Raw genomic sequence first — 19,809 nt, forward strand, 5'->3', positions numbered from 1 at the left:
GCCTCCGGCCCCGTGAGTACTTATTAACGTCCGGCGGTTAATAAGTACTCACGGGCGGCGAAGCCGCATAGGCGTCCCCGAGCTCGCGGTAGACGCCCCCTCGTTCCAGTAGCTCCTCGTGCGTCCCGACTTCCGCGACCCGTCCGCCGTCGAGGACCACCACCCGGTCGGCTCGCGCCGCGGTGCTCAACCGGTGCGCCACGACGACGGTGGTGCGCCGCCGGGACAGGTTCTCGGTCGCGAGCCGGACGCGGTCCTCGGTGGCCAGGTCCAGTGACGCCGTGGCCTCGTCCAGCAGCAGGATGTCGGGGTCCACCAGTTCGGCGCGGGCGAGTGCCAGCAGCTGGCGTTGTCCGGCCGACAGGTTGCGCCCGTGCTCCCCGATCGGCTGCAGGTATCCGAGGGCGAGCCCGGACACCATCTCGTGCGCCCCGACCGCTCGGCTGGCGGCCTCCACCTGCGCGTCCGACGCGTCGGGGCGCCCGTAGGCGACGGCGTCGCGGACGGTGGCGCCGAACAGATGCGGCTCCTGCGGAACCACACCGAGTCGCTGCCGGAACGACGCGAGGTCGAGCGACCGGGTGTCGATGCCGTCCACCCGCACCGCGCCCTCCGTCGGGTCGTAGAACCGGGCGAGCAGCTTGAGCACCGTCGACTTGCCCGCGCCGGTCTGACCGACGAGGGCGACCGTCTCGCCCGGTTCGATGCGAAGCGCTACCCCTCGCAGGGCCTCTCCCTTGCCGGACTCGTATGCGAAGTGGACGTCGTCGAACACGATTCCGCCCTGGATGCGGTCGAGGACGATCGGATCGTCCGTCTGCGGGGTGGTGGTCGGTGTCCTCATCAGCCCGCGCAGTCGGCCCAGCCCGATCACCGCCTGCTGATACCCGTCGAACACCTGCGAAAGCTGTTGCACGGGAGCGAAGAACAGTTCGACGTAGAGCACGAAGGCAATCAGGGTGCCGACGGTGAGTGACCCTGCATGGATCCGCGCCGTACCGGCCGCGAGCACCAGCCCGGTCGCGACCACCGACAGGAACTCGACGAACGGAAAGTACAGAGCCATGTACCGCTGGGCCCGTAGCCGCGACTCCCGGAAGTCCCAGGCCCGCCGGGCGAACTGGACCGCGTTGTAGTCTTCGCGCCGAAATGCCTGCGTGACGCGGATATTCGTCACATTCTCCTGCAGATAGGCGTTGACAATCCCGACCCGATCACGGGCCTCCGCGTAGGCGGGCACGGACTTCCGGCGGAACACCACGGTGGCCGCGACGAGGATGGGCACCACGAGGACCAGCACGAGAGCCAGTTCCGCATCGATCACCAGGAGTGCCACGAGAACACCGGAGATCGTCAGCGCGCTGACCACCGCCGTGGCCAGACCCGTCTGCAGGAAGTTGGACAGACTGTCGACATCGGTGGTCATGCGTGTCATGATCCGGCCGGCCAGTTCTCGTTCGTAGTACTGCAGACCGAGCCGCTGTAGTTGCGCGAACGTCTTGACCCGCAACGTGTACAGCAGCCGTTCGCCCGTCCGCCCGGTCACCCGCGCCTGGGCGATGTTGACGGCCCAGTCCAGCAGCACCACCAGAATGGTCGCGGCCGCCGCGAGCAGCAGCAGGTCGCGGGCGCCTTGCAGCACTCCCCGATCCACCCCGGTACGGACGAGGACCGGCACCGCGATCTGCGCGACGGCGTCGAGCCCGACGAGCGCCAAGCCCGCGCCCAGCGGCAGGAGAAGCGGCCGCAGCAGCGAGCCGAGCCCGAACGCCGGGTCGGCGGCCCTGGCCTCGTCCGCGGCGACGTCCGGGTCGCCTGTGAGTGGCGGCAGGTCGTCGAGCCGAGCCATGACTTCGGGGCTGGGCGGCGCCGACGAGAGGATTCCGCCCGACGCGCCTCCGCGCGACGGTCCACTGGCGCCCGCGGCCGCGGTCGCGAAAGCCGCTGCGGCTCTGGCGTCGAACATCCCGGATGCCTCGTCGCCGTCCTCCCGGCGCCACAGTTCGGCGGTGACACCGTCGACGTCCGGCGGGTCGGGTGACGGGTCCGGAGCGGTCACGTCGTCCGCGCTCGACAGCAGCGCGCGGAACAGCGGGCACCGCTCGTCGAGTTCGGCGCTCGTGCCCACATCGACGATGCGACCGTCCGCCAGGACCGCGATGCGGTCCGCCAACGCGAGCGTCGACCGGCGATGCGCAATGATCAGGGTGGTCCGTTCGCTGGTCGCGACGCACAGTTCGTGGTGGATGGCGGCCTCGACACGGGCGTCGACCGCCGATGTCGCGTCGTCGAGCACCAGGATCCGCGGATCGGTCACCAATGCCCGGGCGAGGGCGATCCGCTGCCGCTGACCACCCGACAACGTCACCCCCTGCTCCCCCACGACGGTGTCGAGCCCGTCCGGAAGCGCGTCGACGAATTCCTCCGCCTGCACCACTCGGAGCGCCTCACGCACCAGTGTCTCGTCGGCATCCGGCCGGCCGTAGGACACGTTGGCGCGGATTGTCTCGGACATCAGGTAGCTGTCTTCGAAGACGACGCCGAGCGCGGAGCGCAGCGATTCGAGCGACAGCCGGCGGGTGTCGATCCCCCCGACGGTGACCGCACCCGCGTCGGCGTCGTACAACCGCGGAACGAGCATGGCCAGAGTCGACTTTCCCGACCCGGCGGCACCGACGACCGCCACCGTCTCCCCCGGTGCGATCCGCAGCGACAGTCCGTCGAGTAGGCGGTTCGACGGATCGTATCCGAAGGCCACGTCGTCGAACACGACCTCGAGCGGCCCATCTGGCAGGTCCACGGCGCCGGGTGGGGTCGTGACTGCCGGGGCGTTGTCGATCACCTCGCGGACGCGCTCGACGCTCGCCCGGCCCTGTTGGCTCACGGTCAGCAGCGTCGCGAGCTGTCGCACGGGCGAGGCGAACGACGCCAGGTACGTGGTGAAGGCGACGAACGTGCCGAGCGACAGCGTGCCGTGCAGCGCGAGCCATCCTCCGAGCGCCAGGACCAGTGCCTGCCCGAGCATCGGGACCGCCTGCAGTGCAGGGTTGTACCGGCTGGTCAGGCGTGCGACGCGCAGCCGGGATCGGAACAGGTCGCCGGCCCGCTTCTCGAGGTCTTCGAGTTCGCGGCCTTCCTGGCCGAATCCCTTGACGACGCGCACCCCGGTGACGGCGGCTTCGACTCCCCCGGCCACGATCGCTGCCTGTTCCTGGGCGTGCCAGTTGGCGGGAAACAGGTCGACGCGACTACGCATGGAGATGAACCACAGCGCAGGCAGGACGGCGAGAGCGACCAGGGTGAGGATCGGCGACAGCACGGCCATCACGGCCAGGGAGATCGCGAACATCAGCAGGTTCCCTGCCATGTGCGGCAGTAACTGCAGGAGCATCTGGATCAGCGTGATGTCCGAGATCGACCGGCTGACCACCTGCCCTGTCTGCAGTCCGTCCTGCTTGACGCCGTCCAGCCGCAGCAGGGATCGGAAGGCGTCGCCCCGCAGGTCGTACTGCACCCCGAGGGACAGCTGCCCGGACCGGTACCGTCGCGTGTAGGCGGCGGCGAAACGGAGCGATGCGAGGGCGATGAGCACCGCGATCCACGGCGCCAGTGCATGATTCGTGTCTACCGCGGCATTGTCGATCACGTGCCGGACGGCCAGCGGAATGGTGGCGGTAGCGGCGGCCGCCACCGCCGCCGCCCCGTACGCGAGAACAAGATTGCGCCGCTGACGCAGACAGTATCCGAACAGGTACCGCAGCCAGCCGGCGTTCTCCCCCGGAGCTCCCGTCGTCACTGCGCAGACACCAGCGTGGAATCCTTCTCGACCGCAAACTGATTGGCGGGCCGCGGCAAACCGTAGTGCCCGCGCAGCGTGGTCTCGGTGTAGTCGGTGCGGAAGAGTCCGCGTTCCTGCAGTATCGGGACCACGGAGTCGACGAATTTCTCCAACCCGGACGGGAGGACCGCGGGCATGATGTTGAAACCGTCGGCGGCGCCGTTCCGGAACCAGTACTCGATCGTGTCGGCCACCTGCAGCGGGGTGCCCGCGAACGTGCGGTGACCGCGACCACCACCGAGTCGCCCGATCAGCTGCCGGACCGTGAGCTTTTCGCGGCGGGCGAGGTCCACGATCAGCGTGTACCGGCTCTTCGCGCCCTCGATCTCGTCCTCGGATGGCAAGTCCTCGGGAAGTTGCTCGTCGAGCGGGAGTTGCTCCGGTTCGAGATTGAACCGCTGCGCCAGCTGCTTGCGGGCGTATTCCGGCGAGATCAACCTTTCCAATTCGGCCTCGAGTTCGCGGGCCTCCTCTTCGGTGTCCCCGATGACCGGCACGATGCCGGGCAGGATCAGCACCTGCTCGGGGTCCCGGCCCAGTTTCGCGACACGGTCCTTGACGTCCGCGTAGAACGCCTTCCCCTCGTCCAGGGTGGGCTGGGCGGTGAAGATGGCCTCCGAGTACCGGGCGGCGAAATCCTTTCCGTCCTCGGACGATCCCGCCTGCACGAGCAGCGGGTATCCCTGCGGCGACCGCGGCACGTTGAGTGGTCCCCGCACCTTGAAGAACCGGCCCTCGTGTTCGATGACGTGCACCTTGGCGGAGTCGGCATGGATCGCGACCTCCTTGTCCGCGACGATGGCGTCGTCCTCCCAGCTGTCCCACAGCTTGGTGGACACCTCCACGAACTCCGCGGCCCGCTCGTACCGGCTCCGGTGTGCGGGAGTGTCGTCGAGCCCGAAGTTCTGCGCCGCATCGGCGCCGGCCGTGGTGACGATGTTCCAGCCTGCGCGTCCGCCGCTGACGAAGTCGAGGGACGCGAACCGCCGCGCCAGGTTGTACGGCTCGTTGTAGCTGGTCGACGCGGTCGCGATCAGGCCGATCTTCTCGGTGGCCGCGGAGATCGCCGTGAGGATGATCGTCGGCTCCAGCTTGCCGCTCGGCCTGCGTTCCGGATTGCTGAACAGCACCGGGCTGTCGGCGAGGAACACCGAGTCGAACTTTCCGCGTTCGGCGGTCTGCGCCAACGAGATGTAATGCTTGATATCGAGATTGGCGTTCGCATCGCTCTCGGGCAGGCGCCAGGCGGCCTCGTGGTGGCCGATCGCCATCAGGAATGCGTTGAGATGGAGCCGGCGCTGTGGGGACGAACTCATGGTGTAACTCCCTTACTGTGCCGCTACCTCGACGCCGAGGGCGCCGAGCAGCGTGTTGCGAAACTCGTGGAACTTGCTGTCGCCGAGCGCTCTCGGCTTCGGGATGTCGATGATCTCGTCGACGACGATCTGCCCGCGGTCGAGAACGAGCACCCGGTCGGCGAGCGCGATCGCTTCGTCGACATCGTGGGTGACGAGCAGGACGGTCGGGCGGTGGCGACGGATCAACTCCTGCAAGAGGGCGTGCATCTTGATCCGGGTCAGCGCGTCGAGGGCCCCGAAGGGCTCGTCGGCCAGGAACAGTTCGGGCTCGCGGACCAGCGCTCGCGCCAGCGCCACACGCTGTTGTTCACCGCCGGACAATTCGCTGGGCCACGCCTTCTCCCGACCGGCGAGGCCCACCTCCGCGAGGGCCGCCGCACCCTTGCTCGTGCCGGTGCGGCCCAGTCCGAGCGTCACGTTGTCCAGCACCCTCAGCCACGGCAGCAACCGTGAGTCCTGGAACGCCACCGACACCTCCTCGGGCACGGTGAGGGTTCCGTCGCGGCCCTCGACGTCGTAGTCGAGGCCGGCGAGCGCCCGGAGCAGCGTGCTCTTGCCGGACCCACTCTTGCCGAGCAGGGCCACGAACTGGCCTTCGGGAATGTCCAGGTCCAGGCGGTCGAGGACGGTCTTGTCGCCGAATCCGCGGACGAGGGATCGCACCTGCACGGCGGCGGGTTCTAGCCGGCGAGCGTCTTGCGCCATGACAGCGACCGCCTTTCGACGTAGCGGAGGACGGAGTCGGACAGGAGACCGAAGATGCCGTAGACCGCGAGCCCCACGAGAATCACGTCGGACTGTCCGTAGTTCTGCGCGTTGTACATCATCTTCCCCAGACCGGTCACCGCGTTGATTCCCTCGACGACGATGAGGGTGAGCCAGGCACCGGTCACCGAGAGGCGCAGTCCCAGAAAGAATCCCGGCATCGCACCCGGCAATACGACCTTGCGGATGAACGTGGCCCGGGACAACCCGAGGACCTCGGCGAGTTCGACGTAGCGGTTGTCGATCGACGTCAACGAGTTGTGCGTCTGGATGTACATGTGGACGACGACACCGAGCGCGATGATCACGATCTTGAACGTCTCGCCGATGCCGAGCCAGAGGATCAGCAGTGGGATCAGGCCGAGCGTCGGGATGGCACGTTTGAGCTGGATCGGCCCGTCGATCAGGGCGTCACCGGACCGCGTCAGACCGGCGACGACGGCCAGGGCCGTTCCGATCACCACGCCGAACGCGAAACCGATGGCGGCACGGCTCAACGACGCGAGGACGTGTTCCTGCAGGATGCCCGTGGAGATCAGGTCGACGGCCGTGGTGACCACGGTCCAGGGCGCCGACAGCTTTCGTGCGTCGATGAAGCCGGTCAGGCTTCCCACCGCCCACACCGCGAGGAGGAGCAGGACACCGGCAAGCCGGGAGAACGGGAACGCCTTACGCAACCCGAGCCGGCGGATCTGCCGATCGGCGGCGCCGGGCCCGGGCCTCTCGACACCGGGGGCGACAGTACGTGCCAGCGCGGCTGCGGGCGCGGAGAGAGTACTGGTCATTTCTGCACACCGCCTCGGTACTCGGCCGGAACGGCGTCAGCGGCGACCGTTTCGAATCGGCGGTCGAACAACTCGTTGGCATCGAACTCGCTGAAATAGCCTGCATCGGAGAGCAGTTGGACGGTGTCCTGCGTCCACTCGACGGCCGCGTCCCAGTTGGCCGGGTAGACCGGGCGCTGCCCGACGGAGGCGACGATGCGCTTCCCGTCCTCGGCCGATACCTGTTCACTCTCCACGTAGTACTTCTGGATCCAGGCGTCCTGGTTCTCCCACGCCCAGATCTCCCCGCGCGCCCAGAACGGAATGAACGCCTTGATCGCCGCGGCCTTGGCCGGGTCCTGGAGGACCTCCACCGGCGCCCAGAGCACCGTGAGCGCATCCACGGCGTTCGTCGCCAACGCCTTCGCTCCGTCCGGCCCGTACTGGTTCAGGTACTTCGTCACCGTCGGCTCCGACAGCGGCGCGACGTCCACCTGCTTCGACTGCAGTGCGGTGAGGAACTGCGGGCTGGGGAGCTCGACGAGTTGGACGTCCTCCGTGGTCAGACCCTGCGCCTTCAGCGTTCGCAGGATCACCACACCCTGAGCCTGCCCGGGTGAGAACGCGATCTTCTTGCCCCGCAGGTCCGGCAGTTCCGTGATGTCCGAGCCGGGAGCGGTGGCCAGCAGGTACTGCGGCTGCTCCTTCTCCCGGACCGCGACGATCTTCGCGTCGAGCCCGGTGGCGTGCGCCTGGATCGGCGGGATCGCGGCGTTGGTGGCCAGATCGACCGCGTTGCCCCGGAAGGCCTGGATCACGTCGGGACCGGCACTGACGTCCGGCCAGTCCGACACGGTGAACGGGAGGTCCGCGAGCTGGTCGGTCGCCTCGAGCTGAAGCCGGGTGGTCTTGATCGACACGCTGAGCGAGGTTCCGTCCGGAACCTGATCGGGCACAGCATCATCGAGAGACAGCCCGCCGGAGGAACCGGACGAGCAGGACGCGAGCCCGAGCGCCACGACGCCGGCGAAGGCGGCGCGGGTGAGGCGCCGATATCCGGCGGAAGACACGAGTGAACTGGACATGATTGATCCTTCGAAGGATGTGATCTCCGGTCGGGCACACCGGACGCGGTCGGTCGGGTGCCGCAGAGGAGCGAGAAAGGAAGAACGGAACGGTGTTTCGAGCGTCCGCCGGGTGTCAGCGCGGAGACGTCAGATGCGACCCAGTCGCGTGCGGCGACAACAGGACTCGGAGCGACACGAGAAAGTACTGTCCGCCATGGTGGTGTTCACACCAATATCCTTGCGATCCAGTGCAATCGACGTCAACATTGCTTCCCACCGAATTAACTCCGGCTCTGTGATACATGTCACGATATGCCGGCCAGCGGCCGCACGAAGCTGGTGAGAGGCGCCCGGTAGAGCTCCGCGAGGATCACCGAGCCCGCGGATACCGGAAGTGCCCTCCCGGGAAAACTGGTGGACAGCACAGACAGAGAAGGGTCGTCACACGTCGCCGACGACTCCCCGACTGCCCGCCGAACCGTGTCGAGGGTCCCCGGAATCCGGCTCACGCCTTGGTCGCAGACGATCAGAACCTCGGGATTGAACAGATCGAGCAGACGCGCCGCCACCACCCCCACGCCGTGCGCCCGTTCCTCGAACAGTGCCAGGGCCGCCGGCTGCCGACGTCGCCCCGCGTCGAGAAGGTCGCCGAAGACCGGCCGCTCGATGATGCCGAGCTGCATCGCCCTGCGCACCAGCACCCGATCCGACAGGGTGGCCTGCACGCATCCGGTACGCCCGCAGGTGCACTCCTCGACACTGTTCTCGACGGGGACGTGCGCCACCGCGCCTGCCGCCGCGCGAGGACCGTGGTGGACCACGCCTCCGGTCGCGAACGCAGCGTCCACCACGTTCCCGACGAAGAGCTGCACGACGCTGTCCCGCGCCCTCGGCTCCCCGAACAACACCTCGGCGTCGATGAGGGCGCGCGCGTGCGAATCCATCCGAACGTCGAGCCCCGTGCGGTGCTCGAGATCCGCCCGGACCGGGTACCCGTTCCACCCCGGGATCGGATGCTCACGCACCACACCGGATTCGGAGTCGATCCAGCCGCCGGCCGCGAAACCGACGCCGATCGGGACGGACACGTCACCGTGCCCTGCGGCCAGCGCCTCGAGGGTCGTCACGGCGTTCCGCAGGATCTCGGCCGGTCCCAGCCCGAAGTGCGGATCGCGGGATCGCGCCAGCACCCGCCCGCGGAGGTCGAGCAATGCAGTGGTCACGTGGGTGATCGCCAGATGTATTCCGTAGACGACGTAACGGGTGTCGTCGAGGTCCACCGGCACGTGTGGCCGTCCCAACCCGGTGGGGCCAGCGATCTCCGGCAGTTCCCGCAGCAGGCCGCGTTCGACGAGCTGTGCACTGGCGGTGGTCACCGTCGCGGGTGAGAGCCCGGTGACCCGGGCGATCGTGCTGCGCGCGATCGGCCCGCGGTCGAGGACGGTACGCAGCACCGTGCCCGCGCTGGCGCCGGAACGACCGGCACCACGCCGGGTGTCGGGCTGGGTTCGCGCCATCGTTCCCACCTTCCCCGCGCGCCGTGATTTGCTTGATCTCGAACGCTATCGAAGGGGAACGTGCACTTCAACGGACCCGATACCCGTGAATTTAACTCCCGTGAGTACTTGTCAACGCCGGGCGGTCAATGAGTACCCACAGGACGCTAGCCACCGAGATTGACCTCGATGCAATAGGTGCGCTCGGGTTCGGAGAACGCGATGGGGAATGCGTTGTCGAACTCGTTGCAGAGGGTCTCGTCGTTCTGGCCGTCCGCGCGTCTGACGACCTTGACGGTCTGCATGTCGGTGCAGTCGGACGGCACGATCCGGCCGTCGTCCTCGAGCAGGTAGCAGGACCCCTCGATCATGTTCGGAACGAGGCAGAGCGTGGTCTGCACGTCGTCACCCTCGCTCACGAGGGTGTAGGAGAAGTAGTCCTCCGCGCACTGGACGTCGCCGTCGTTCTTCTGCGCCACCTCGTACGTGGCCTCGCTGTCGGAGCAGTCCCGCTTCTCGTGTGAGGTGTCGGCCGCGGTCGTCGACGCGGACTCGAAGAAGAGGCAGTCGCCGACGTCGAGAGCGTTCTTGTCGGCGCTCTTCACGGCGAACACAGCGAACGCGGCAATGGCGGCGAGGATCACGACGGCGACGACGCCGAGGGTGATGAACAGCCCCTTCCGCGATTTCTTCGGCGGCGGCGGATACTGCCCGGGCGGGTACTGGCCGGGCTGCTGCCCGTACTGGCCGGGCGGATACTGGCCGGGCTGCTGGGCGTATTGCCCCTGCTGGTACGGCTGCTGCGGGTACTGGCCCTGCTGGTACGGCTGCTGCGGCCCACCCTGCGGGTACGGTTGCTGCGGGTTGTTCGGCGGTTCGCCGGGGACGTTCGGATCGCGACGGTGGGGGTCGTCGGGGGGCTGGGTCATCGCGAGCCTCGTCTCTGGGTCGATCCATCCGGCTGCCCCTCAATTTAGGCCCCGACCGCCCCGGATGTGCAGGTATCGGGCCGCGTCGAAGGCCGCGACGTGGCGCGGTGTCGCTCAGATCAGGAGAATGGACAGGCTGGCTACATCCGGCACCGCATTTTCGAGGAGGCTTCCGTGACCGACGGACCGTTGATCGTCCAATCCGACAAGACCCTGCTGTTGGAGGTCGATCACGAACGCGCGAACGACGCCCGCCAGGCGATCGCGCCGTTCGCGGAACTCGAGCGCGCGCCCGAACACGTCCACACCTACCGCATCACCCCGCTGGCCCTGTGGAACGCGCGCGCCGCCGGACACGACGCCGAGCAGGTGGTCGATGCGCTGGTCAACTTCTCCCGGTACGCGGTGCCCCAGCCGCTGCTGGTCGACATCGTCGACACGATGGCCCGGTACGGGCGCCTGCAGCTGGTGAAGAACCCGGCCCACGGTCTGACGCTGGTCAGCCTGGACCGCGCGGTCCTCACCGAGGTGACCCGGCACAAGAAGATCGCCCCGATGCTCGGTGCCCGCGTCGACGACGACACGGTCGTGGTCCACCCGAGCGAGCGCGGCCGCCTCAAGCAGTTGCTCCTCAAGGTCGGCTGGCCGGCGGAGGACCTCGCCGGGTACGTGGACGGCGAGGCGCACGCCATCGACCTGGACTTCGACGGCACGTCCCCCGGGTCCGCGGACGGCCAGTGGCACCTGCGCGACTACCAGGAGATGGCCGCCGACTCGTTCTGGGCAGGTGGGTCCGGCGTCGTCGTCCTGCCCTGTGGTGCGGGTAAGACGATGGTCGGTGCGGCGGCGATGGCCAAGGCGAAGGCGACCACGTTGATCCTGGTGACGAACACCGTCGCGGGACGGCAGTGGAAGCGTGAGCTGATCGCGCGCACATCGCTCACCGAGGAGGAGATCGGCGAGTACTCGGGCGAGCGCAAGGAGATCCGCCCGGTCACGATCGCCACGTACCAGGTGATCACCCGGCGCACCAAGGGCGAATACAAGCATCTCGAACTCTTCGATTCCCGCGATTGGGGTCTCGTGATCTACGACGAGGTGCACCTCCTGCCCGCCCCGGTGTTCCGCATGACCGCCGACCTGCAGTCCCGTCGACGCCTCGGCCTCACCGCCACGCTGGTGCGCGAGGACGGCCGCGAGGGCGACGTGTTCTCGCTGATCGGCCCCAAGCGGTACGACGCGCCGTGGAAGGACATCGAGGCGCAGGGGTGGATCGCTCCCGCCGACTGTGTCGAGGTGCGGGTGACACTGACGGACGCCGAACGGATGTCCTACGCCGTCGCCGAGCCCGACGAGCGGTACAAGCTGTGTTCCACCGCGCACACCAAGATCGCGGTGGTGAAGTCGATCCTGGAGCGGCACACCGACGCACCGACGTTGATCATCGGCGCGTACCTCGACCAGCTCGACGAACTGGGTGAGGCGTTGAACGCGCCGGTCATCAAGGGGTCGACCAAGAACAAGGAGCGCGAGGAACTGTTCGACCGGTTCCGGGCGGGCGAGATCCAGACGTTGGTCGTCAGCAAGGTTGCGAACTTCTCGATCGACTTGCCGGAAGCATCTGTCGCCGTCCAGGTTTCGGGCACGTTCGGTTCTCGCCAGGAGGAGGCCCAGCGACTGGGCCGCCTGCTGCGACCGAAGCACGACGGCGGCCAGGCCCACTTCTACTCGGTGGTGGCGCGCGACACGCTCGACGCCGAGTACGCCGCCCACCGGCAGCGCTTCCTCGCCGAGCAGGGGTACGCGTACCGGATCACCGACGCCGACGACCTACTGGGCCCGGCCATCGGGTAACCGCCGTCCCCCGGACCGGGGGATCTAAGCTGGGGCCGTGCGACATTTCGAGTTCACCGTCGACCGGCCCTACGCGAAGTCTGTCAACCAGACGTTCGCCGACATGCGACGCCTGCAGGTGTCGGCGATCGTGGTGGCGCTGCTGTTCGCGGCCGCCGCTGTCGGTCTGATCCTGCTCGCCCACCCCTGGTCGATCATCCTCGGTGTCGTCGTGGCGATCGCCGCACTGACGTCCGTGTGGGTGGCGTTCTGGGTGCCGAAGAAGGTCGGCAGCATCGAGGAGCTGTACGCGAAGAGCCCGCTGGTGCCTGCCGTCGTCTCGGAGGTCCATCCCCGTGCGGTCACTCTGCTGTCGCTGATCGACGTCGCGAAGCCCTCCGCGGGCCGGGCGTCGTACGCGCTCGTCACCCGCAACGTCCCGATCCGTTCCGGTCAGAAGCAGAGGGTGGGCGACAGGGTGCCGTCCGTCGCACTGCTGAACGACCGCAGCACCCACAGCGACGCCGCCACGTGGGAGATGGTCAGCCCGATGCCGATCGCGTGGGGCACCCGCGACGCGGCCGTGCGTTCCCGCGCGGAGGACGCCATCGATCAGGCCGAGTGGGACTTCCTGCAGAGCCGGATCGCCGAGTCGGAGCACATCCGGACCAGCCCCGACCAGCGAGTCGCGGTGTCCGAGCACGACCTTCCGGAGGGCCTGCGCTGATCGGCCGCTAGGGCCAGCCTTCGGCCGGTTGCCGCGGGTCGGCGGCGAGCAGGGCGGCCACCCACGAATCACGCCGGACGCCGCGCTGCACGAGTCCGGCGCGCTGGACGCCCTCGAACCGGAAGCCGACCCGGCGGGCGACCGCCGCCGAGTCGAGGTTGCCGACGAACGCGCGCCATTCGATGCGTTCGAGCCCCATGCCGTCCGGCCGAAACGCGAAATCGCACACCAGGTTCACCGCGGTCGTCATGAGGCCCCGCGACCGTGCGGCCGGGGACAGCCAGTATCCGATCTCCGCAGCCGTCACGTCCCGCGCCATCAGGCCGATCATCCCCAGCACGGGACCGTCCTCGCGTTCGCGCAGCGCCCAGGTGGGACTGCGATCGGCCCACCCGGACGGCACCGTCTGCCGCACGAACTGCTCGGCGTCCGAGCGGGCATACGGGGCTGGCATCGTCGTCCACTCGGCTATCGACGGTTCGCTGCATGCCGCGCAGATCGCGTCGACGTCGGTGACGACCGGCGGGCTCAGCCACACGTTGTCGGCGGCGAGGGTGACGACGAACATGCCCGCCACTCTATGCCCGGCGAACGGCCCTGCCCGTCGGCACGCTGTCAGCGCAGCGCGGGCAGGACCTCCTTCTCGAACAGTTCGATGCCCGAGGTGTCGTAGGCGGCTTCGGGGAAGTAGAAGATGCCGTAGGACAGGCCCAGTTCCTTCAGCGCCGACAGTTTCTCGACGATCTGCTCCGGTGTTCCCACACCGGGCATGCCGCGGAAGGCTCCCAGCGCACCTTCGGCTGCCTCGGCGCCGACGTGGGGGGTGAGCCGGTCCTTCAGGGTGAGCAACCGCTGCTCGACCTCCGCCTCGGTGGTGCCGATCGCGACGTTGTAGTTGGCCGAGCGGGTGATGGCGTCGAAGTCGGTGCCGACGGTGTCGCAGTGTTTCCGCAGGATTTCGGATTTCTGCGCGAAGCCCTCGGGCGTGCCGTCGAAGTTGGTGTACTGCGCGTACTTTGCCGCGATCTTCAACGTCACCTTCTCGCCGCCGCCGGCGATCCACAGCGGAATGCCGCCTTCCTGCAACGGAAGTGGGCGGACGATGGCTCCGTCGACCTGGTAGTGCTTGCCTTCGAGGGTTGCGACGCCGTTGGTCCAGGCCTGCCGCATGATCTGCACGCCCTCGTCGAGACGGCCGAGACGCACACCGGCAGAGGGGAACCCGTACCCGTACGCCTGCCACTCGTGCTCGTACCAGCCGCCGCCGATACCCATCTCGACGCGTCCCCCCGAGATGAGGTCGGTGGTGGCGGCGACCTTCGCGAGGTAGGCCGGGTTGCGGTAGCTCATCGCCGTGCACATCTGACCGAGACGCACCCGCGACGTGACCGCCGCGAACGCGGACATGAGGGTCCACGCCTCGTGCGTGGCCTCCTCCGTCGGTGCCGGGACGGTATGGAAGTGGTCGTAGACCCACAGTGAATCCCAGGACGAACCCTGATCGGCGCGCAACGCGAAGTCGCGCATCACCGACCACTGATCCGAGGGATCGATTCCGACGAGATCCAGACGCCAACCTTGAGGAACGAACAATCCGAAGCGCATTAAACGAATGTACCTATGCTTCCTGTTTTTCGAGCGGTGAGGAATCGGGCTCCGACGCGGGCGGCGGTGGCCACGGGGAATAGACAGGGATGAACCGGAACAGGAGTCCGGCGCCGACCAGCGCCGCTCCCCCGATCGCGGCGACGGCAGCCCCGAGCGGGACCACCGCGGCGAGCGCGCCGACCCCGAAGGGCCCGGCGAACATGCCGGTGTCGTGGGTGAGCCGCCAGGCGGCGAGGAATTCGGCGCGCGTCGCCGGTGGGGCGATGTCGGCGCCGAGCGTCATGATGACGCCGTTGCCGAGGCCGTTGCCGATTCCCATCACGACGGCGACGGCCCCGATCGACACAAGGTCGTGCGAGAGCGGCAGCACCAGGTACGACACCCCGATCACCAGCAGCGACGGCACCGCGATGAACCGGCGGCCGTATCGGTCCATGAAGTGTCCGGCCGGATACGAGCACAGCAGATCGACGGCCGCTCCGACTCCGAAGACGAGGCTGACCTGGGCGGCATCGAGTCCGAGATGGGCAGCCCACAGCGGCAGCACCGCTTCCCGCGAGGCGCGGGCCGCACCCATCAGGAGCGATCCGGCGCCGAGGGTGGCCAGCAACTTCCGGTGCCGGCGCAGAATCGACGGCAGCGTTGCGTGTGTGCCGGCGGTGCCTGCGTGGCGCCTCGGCGGGTCGGGGACCCTCGACATCAGCCACCCGGACAGCACGACGCCGACGAACTGCACCATGAACCCGCCGCGGGCGCCGACCACCAGGATCACGGCGGCGCCGAGCAGCGGTCCCACGAAGAAGCCGAGCCGCCACATCGCCGCGAACGACGACATCGCCCGAGCGCGCAGCCCGATCGGCACGGCGTCGGCCAGGTAGCTCTGGCGGGCCAGCCCCCACACGGCGTTGGCGAGCCCGGTCAGCAGTGCGCCCACACCGAGCATCCAGGGTGTCTGCGCGAGCAGACAGACCAGCACTCCGGCGGCGCCGACGGTACTGCCGCCGATGATGGACCGCCGCTCCCCGAACCTGGCGACGATCCGGCCCGCGGGCAGGTCGCCCAGGACGGCGCCGAGCCCGACGACCGCGACGATCAGCCCGGACACGGCGACGGACGCGCCCAGTTCGCGGGCCGTCAGTGCCATGACCGGGGCGGCGGCCCCCTGGCCGATGCCGAAGATCGCGGCGGGGACGAAGACGGTGGTGACGAGAGGTTTCAGACCGGTCTCGTCGCTCATGCGCTCGCTTCGTCGACCGCGCCCGCGAACCGGTTACCGACGTCCGTGAGACCGTAGTGACCGCGCAGGGTGGTCGCCGTGTAGTCCGTCCGGAACAGTCCGCGCTGCTGCAGGATCGGGACGACGCGGTCGACGAAGTCGTCCAGTCCGCCGGGCAGGTAGGGCGGCATGATGTTGAAGCCGTCGGCCGCACCCTGCTCGAACCACGTCTGCAGCTCGTCGGCCACTTGTTCCGGGGTTCCGGCGAACGTGCGGTGCCCGCGTCCGCCGCCGAGCAGCCCGATCAGTTGCCGGACGGTGAGCGAACCGTCCGCGGCGAGATCCTTCACCAGCTGGTACCGGCTCTTGTTGCCCTGGATCTCGTCCAGCGGAGGAAGTGGCGGAAGCGGGGCGTCGAGGGAATGTTTCGTGAGGTCGACACCGAGCATCGTCGACAGCTGCCGCAGCGAGTACTCGGGCGAGATCAGGTCGGTGAACGACTGCTCGAGCGCCTTCGCCTCCTCCTCGGTGTCCGCGATGAACGGCACGATGCCGGGCAGCACCTTCAATTCGCCGGCATTCCGGCCGTGCTTGACGACACGCACCTTGAGGTCGCGGTAGAACTCCTGACCCTGCTCCAGGGTGCGCTGGGCGGTGAACACGGCCTCGGCGTACCGCGCGGCGAACTCCTTGCCACTCTCGGACGATCCGGCCTGTACCAGCAGCGGCCGGCCCTGGGCGGACCTCGGCGAGTTCAGCGGCCCCTTGACCCGGAACCGCGGTCCGTCGTGGTCGATGGTGTGAACCTTGCCGGGGTCGGCGAACACGCCGGTCTCCTGGTCGAGGACCACCGCGCCGTCCTCCCAGCTGTCCCACAGGGCGAGCGTGACGTCGACGAATTCCTCTGCGCGCTCGTACCGTCCGCTGTGCGCGGGGATGCCGTCGACGCCGAAGTTCGCCGCCTCGTCCGCACCGGCCGAGGTCACGATGTTCCACCCCGCCCGGCCGCCGCTGATGTGGTCGAGCGACGTGAACTTGCGCGCCAGGTTGTACGGGTCGGAGTAACTGGTGGAGGCCGTGGCGATCAGCCCCACGTGTTCGGTGGCGACGGCGATCGCCGACAGCAATGTGACGGGCTCGAAGATCGCCTGCGTGTTGTGCTTGATCCGCGGTCCGACGGCGAGACCGTCGGCGAAGAACACCGAATCGAGTTTGCCCCGCTCCGCGATCCGGCCGAGTTCCTGGAAGTGCGCGACGTCCAGTACGCGGTGCGCCTCGGTGCGGGGATGGCGCCACGCCGCCTCGTGATGTCCCACACCCATGAGAAACGCGTTGAGGTGGAACTGGGAATCCTGTGACATGTGGAGTTTCTTTTCCGGTAAGTGACTAGACCCGCCAGCGGGACAGCCTGCGTTCGATCAGTACGAGAACGGCGTTGAGCGTCAGCCCGAGAACCGAGATGGCGACGATGCCCGCATACATGTTGGGGATCTGGAAGTTGAACTGGGAGGCCGTGATCAGGTAGCCGAGGCCGGCCTTGGCCCCGACCATCTCGGCGGCGATCAGCACGAGGATCGACGACGCCGCGGCCATGCGGATTCCGGTGAAGATGGTGGGAACGGCGGCGGGCAGCACCACTTTCTGGAAAAGGCGCACGGGCGACAGTCCCAGCGAGGACGCCGACTTGATCAGCAACGGGTCGACGGTGCGCACACCGGAGATCGTGTTCAGCAGGATCGGGAAGGTGCACGCGTAGATCACCAGGGCGATCTTGGACTCCTCACCGATGCCGAGGATCAGGATGAACACGGGGAGCAACGCCAGCGCCGCCGTGTTGCGGAACAGTTCCAGGATCGGGTTCAGGAAGTCCGACACCGGGCGGTACCAGGCGATCGCGATACCCAGCGGGATCGCGATCACGACGGCAACGAAGAAGCCGATCAGGGCGCGGGAGAGGCTGGCGGACACGTGCTGCCACAGCTCACCGCTCTGAACCAGGTCGAAGAACGCCTCGACCACCGTAGTGAACGGGGGAAGGAAGACCTCGTCGACGAGCCCGACTCGGGGAGCGATCTCCCACAGCGCCAGGAACGCGACGATCGCAACGGACGGCTTGAGGATCCGCCAGGCGATCGGACCCAGTGCCGCACCGGCACGCTGGACGGCACCCGGCTCCGGCGGGGTGGAAGGAGGCGTCGGAGCCGAGGTCCCGGGTCGATCGATTGCGACGGGAGTTTCCGGCGACGCGAGTGCGCTAGACATGTGCTTCCTCCTTCTCGATTACCTGTGCACGCTCCACTTCGCCGTGCAGCAGCGTCCAGATGCGGTGGCGGTAGTGCCGGAACTGCTCGTTGGACCGGACGTCCTCGCCGCTGCGGTCGATGTCGATGTCCACGAACGTCTTCACCCGGCCGGGCCGCGACGTCAGGACGGCGACCCGCTGCCCGAGATAGATGGCCTCGTCGATGCCGTGCGTGATGAACAGGATGGTCTTGCCGGTGGCCTTCCAGATGCGCAGCAGTTCGTCCTGCAGCGACTCACGGGTCTGCGCGTCGAGCGCCGCGAACGGCTCGTCCATCAGCAGCACCTCGGGGTCGAACGCGAGGCTGCGGGCGATCGCGACGCGCTGCTTCATGCCGCCCGACAGCTCGTGCGGGTACCGGTCGCCGAAGCCCTTCAGGCCGACGAGTTCGAGGTAGTGCTCGGCCAGTTCGCGCCGTTCCTTCTTGGGCAGTCCCTTGGCCTCGAGCCCGAATTCGATGTTGTGCCGGGCCGTGCGCCACGGCAGGAGTGCGTACTGCTGGAAGACGATTCCGCGATCGAGACCGGGCCCGGTCACCGGCTGACCGTCGAGCAGGATCCGGCCCGATGTGGGGGTGCTGAGTCCGCCGAGCAGGTCGAGCAGCGTGGACTTTCCGCAACCACTCGGCCCGACGAGGACGAGGAATTCGCCGTCCGCGAGATCGATGTCGATGTCCTCGATCGCGGTGAACTTGTCCTTCGACCCGCGCACGTCGAACTGTTTGGTGACGTGCTCGAGGCGGAGCTTGGGCGTCTGAACCCGATCGGGGTTCGAGGCGGTGGTGCTCATTTCTGTCCTTCCAGTACTTCTCCGTCGGGCCCGCTCTCGGGCTGGAACGTGCCGTTGGCGTACGGGTTGAATTCGTTGGTGTAGAGGTCGGTTGCGGTCAACTTGCCCTCGTCGAGCTCACCGTTGCGGACGAGCCAATCGATCCAGGTCTGCAACTCCTTCTCCTGGATCACGGCCCCGGCGACCGGAATGCCGGAGCTGCGCCAGTAGTCGATGGCCTCGTCGCTCTCGTTGCGGCCACGCCTGTCGATGATGCTCTTGAACCGTGCGACGACCTCCTCACGCGGAGTCACCTGGGTCCATCGGATGGCCCGGGCCGTGCCCTGCACGAAGTCCGCAACGGCGTCCTTGTTCTTCGCCAGGAAGTCGTCGCGCACGACGTAGGTTCCGTAACTGAAGGCGCCGAACAGATCCCGGTCCGTGAACAGCGGCCGGATACCCCCACGCTCCTGGGCTGTTTCGCGGTAGATGCCGTTGATGGCAGCCACATCGATCTGACCTTCGCGCAGGGCCGTTTCGTTGTTCACCGGCGGGACGACGGTCAGCTCCACCTGCTTGATCTCGTCCTGGGTCAGCCCCTGCTGGGCCAGCCACTCCCGGACGAGGAACTCGTGGTGCGCACCGAGCGTGTTCATCCCGACCTTCTTGCCGATCAGGTCGCGCGCCGAGCGGATGGGGCTGCCGTCCAGCACGAAGTATCCGGTGTACTCGCCGGCATCCGCACCGTAGGAACTCAGCACCGACGTGATCGGTGCCCCCGCAGCATTGAGCTTGACGACGGCTCCGTTGAATGCCGAGCCGAACTCGATGTCACCGGTGGCCGCCGACTGGATGTCCTGCGGGCCACTGGTGGTGTCGCCGACCCATTCGAGCTTGATCTCGTCGTAATACCCCAGGTCCTCGGCGAGTTCGTGGAATCCCACGTCCCCGGCCCACCCCTGGTAGCGCAGGACCGTCTTCCCGTCCTCGGTGGTGGCGGTATCCGACGAGCCGGCGCACCCCGCCACTCCCGAGGCCACCGTGAACAGTGCTGCGGTCGCCGCGAGGGCGCGCACGGCGCCGCGCCGGAACCGGGAGTGGGACATCGACGTCACTTTCTTCTCGTGGGGACCTGGGG

Annotated in this window: 16 protein-coding genes; 2 read left to right on the top strand and 14 right to left on the bottom strand. The window is 67.9% G+C overall.

Annotated features, from left to right (window positions below):
• Positions 1 to 37: 37 nt before the first annotated feature.
• The 7 genes from WKC72_RS35735 to WKC72_RS35765 all read right to left on the bottom strand — a co-directional run bounded on the left by WKC72_RS35735 (position 38) and on the right by WKC72_RS35765 (position 10,217).
• Positions 38 to 3,796, bottom strand: a complete 3,759-nt coding sequence (locus tag WKC72_RS35735) for an ABC transporter ATP-binding protein (protein ID WP_370181140.1) — start codon at positions 3,794 to 3,796, stop codon at positions 38 to 40.
• Positions 3,793 to 5,154 (bottom strand): LLM class flavin-dependent oxidoreductase, encoded by a 1,362-nt coding sequence (locus tag WKC72_RS35740; protein WP_037234576.1) that lies wholly within the window; start codon positions 5,152 to 5,154, stop codon positions 3,793 to 3,795. The genes WKC72_RS35735 and WKC72_RS35740 overlap by 4 nt, the downstream gene beginning before the upstream one ends.
• 12 nt (positions 5,155 to 5,166) lie before the next feature.
• Positions 5,167 to 5,901: an ABC transporter ATP-binding protein gene (locus tag WKC72_RS35745; RefSeq protein ID WP_370181141.1), complete on the bottom strand. Its 735-nt coding sequence runs from the start codon at positions 5,899 to 5,901 to the stop codon at positions 5,167 to 5,169.
• Entirely contained in the window at positions 5,877 to 6,746 is an 870-nt protein-coding gene (locus WKC72_RS35750) for an ABC transporter permease (protein WP_112301162.1), read from the bottom strand. The genes WKC72_RS35745 and WKC72_RS35750 overlap by 25 nt, the downstream gene beginning before the upstream one ends.
• The gene (locus WKC72_RS35755; RefSeq protein WP_037234583.1) at positions 6,743 to 7,810 is read right to left on the bottom strand and encodes a PhnD/SsuA/transferrin family substrate-binding protein; all 1,068 of its coding nucleotides are present in this window, start codon (positions 7,808 to 7,810) and stop codon (positions 6,743 to 6,745) included. Before WKC72_RS35755 ends, WKC72_RS35750 begins: the two co-directional genes overlap by 4 nt.
• A 287-nt stretch (positions 7,811 to 8,097) precedes the next feature.
• Positions 8,098 to 9,309 carry an ROK family transcriptional regulator gene (locus WKC72_RS35760; protein ID WP_037234586.1) on the bottom strand — a complete coding sequence of 404 codons (1,212 nt, stop codon included), beginning with the start codon at positions 9,307 to 9,309 and terminating at the stop codon, positions 8,098 to 8,100.
• A 146-nt stretch (positions 9,310 to 9,455) separates the two neighbouring features.
• Positions 9,456 to 10,217 (bottom strand): hypothetical protein, encoded by a 762-nt coding sequence (locus WKC72_RS35765; RefSeq protein WP_370181142.1) that lies wholly within the window; start codon positions 10,215 to 10,217, stop codon positions 9,456 to 9,458.
• A gap of 174 nt (positions 10,218 to 10,391) precedes the next feature.
• Between WKC72_RS35765 and WKC72_RS35770 the strand changes: the two genes are divergently transcribed.
• Complete coding sequence (locus tag WKC72_RS35770; protein WP_005244182.1) at positions 10,392 to 12,071, top strand: DNA repair helicase XPB; 1,680 nt, start codon at positions 10,392 to 10,394, stop codon at positions 12,069 to 12,071.
• A gap of 37 nt (positions 12,072 to 12,108) precedes the next feature.
• Positions 12,109 to 12,777 (top strand): DUF3239 domain-containing protein, encoded by a 669-nt coding sequence (locus tag WKC72_RS35775; protein ID WP_037234591.1) that lies wholly within the window; start codon positions 12,109 to 12,111, stop codon positions 12,775 to 12,777.
• A gap of 7 nt (positions 12,778 to 12,784) precedes the next feature.
• On the opposite strand, the gene WKC72_RS35780 is transcribed toward WKC72_RS35775, so the two are convergent.
• The 7 genes from WKC72_RS35780 to WKC72_RS35810 are packed head-to-tail and all read right to left on the bottom strand — an operon-like array spanning position 12,785 to position 19,777.
• Positions 12,785 to 13,345, bottom strand: coding sequence for a GNAT family N-acetyltransferase (locus WKC72_RS35780; RefSeq protein WP_112301351.1), 561 nt, complete (start codon positions 13,343 to 13,345; stop codon positions 12,785 to 12,787).
• Between the two features lie 47 nt (positions 13,346 to 13,392).
• Positions 13,393 to 14,382: an LLM class F420-dependent oxidoreductase gene (locus tag WKC72_RS35785; RefSeq protein ID WP_037234594.1), complete on the bottom strand. Its 990-nt coding sequence runs from the start codon at positions 14,380 to 14,382 to the stop codon at positions 13,393 to 13,395.
• A 13-nt stretch (positions 14,383 to 14,395) separates the two neighbouring features.
• Positions 14,396 to 15,622 (bottom strand): MFS transporter, encoded by a 1,227-nt coding sequence (locus WKC72_RS35790; RefSeq protein ID WP_112301165.1) that lies wholly within the window; start codon positions 15,620 to 15,622, stop codon positions 14,396 to 14,398.
• Positions 15,619 to 16,962, bottom strand: a complete 1,344-nt coding sequence (locus WKC72_RS35795; RefSeq protein ID WP_112301166.1) for an LLM class flavin-dependent oxidoreductase — start codon at positions 16,960 to 16,962, stop codon at positions 15,619 to 15,621. The genes WKC72_RS35790 and WKC72_RS35795 overlap by 4 nt, the downstream gene beginning before the upstream one ends.
• A gap of 25 nt (positions 16,963 to 16,987) precedes the next feature.
• Entirely contained in the window at positions 16,988 to 17,863 is an 876-nt protein-coding gene (locus WKC72_RS35800; RefSeq protein WP_112301167.1) for an ABC transporter permease, read from the bottom strand.
• Positions 17,856 to 18,692, bottom strand: coding sequence for an ABC transporter ATP-binding protein (locus WKC72_RS35805; protein WP_005244194.1), 837 nt, complete (start codon positions 18,690 to 18,692; stop codon positions 17,856 to 17,858). The genes WKC72_RS35800 and WKC72_RS35805 overlap by 8 nt, the downstream gene beginning before the upstream one ends.
• On the bottom strand, positions 18,689 to 19,777 hold the full coding sequence (locus tag WKC72_RS35810; RefSeq protein ID WP_081792440.1) for an ABC transporter substrate-binding protein: 1,089 nt from the start codon (positions 19,775 to 19,777) through the stop codon (positions 18,689 to 18,691). The genes WKC72_RS35805 and WKC72_RS35810 overlap by 4 nt, the downstream gene beginning before the upstream one ends.
• Between the last annotated feature and the right edge of the window lie 32 nt (positions 19,778 to 19,809).

The organism is Rhodococcus wratislaviensis, assembly GCF_041228765.1.
In the GTDB taxonomy this organism is placed as follows: Bacteria; Actinomycetota; Actinomycetes; order Mycobacteriales; family Mycobacteriaceae; genus Rhodococcus_F; species Rhodococcus_F wratislaviensis.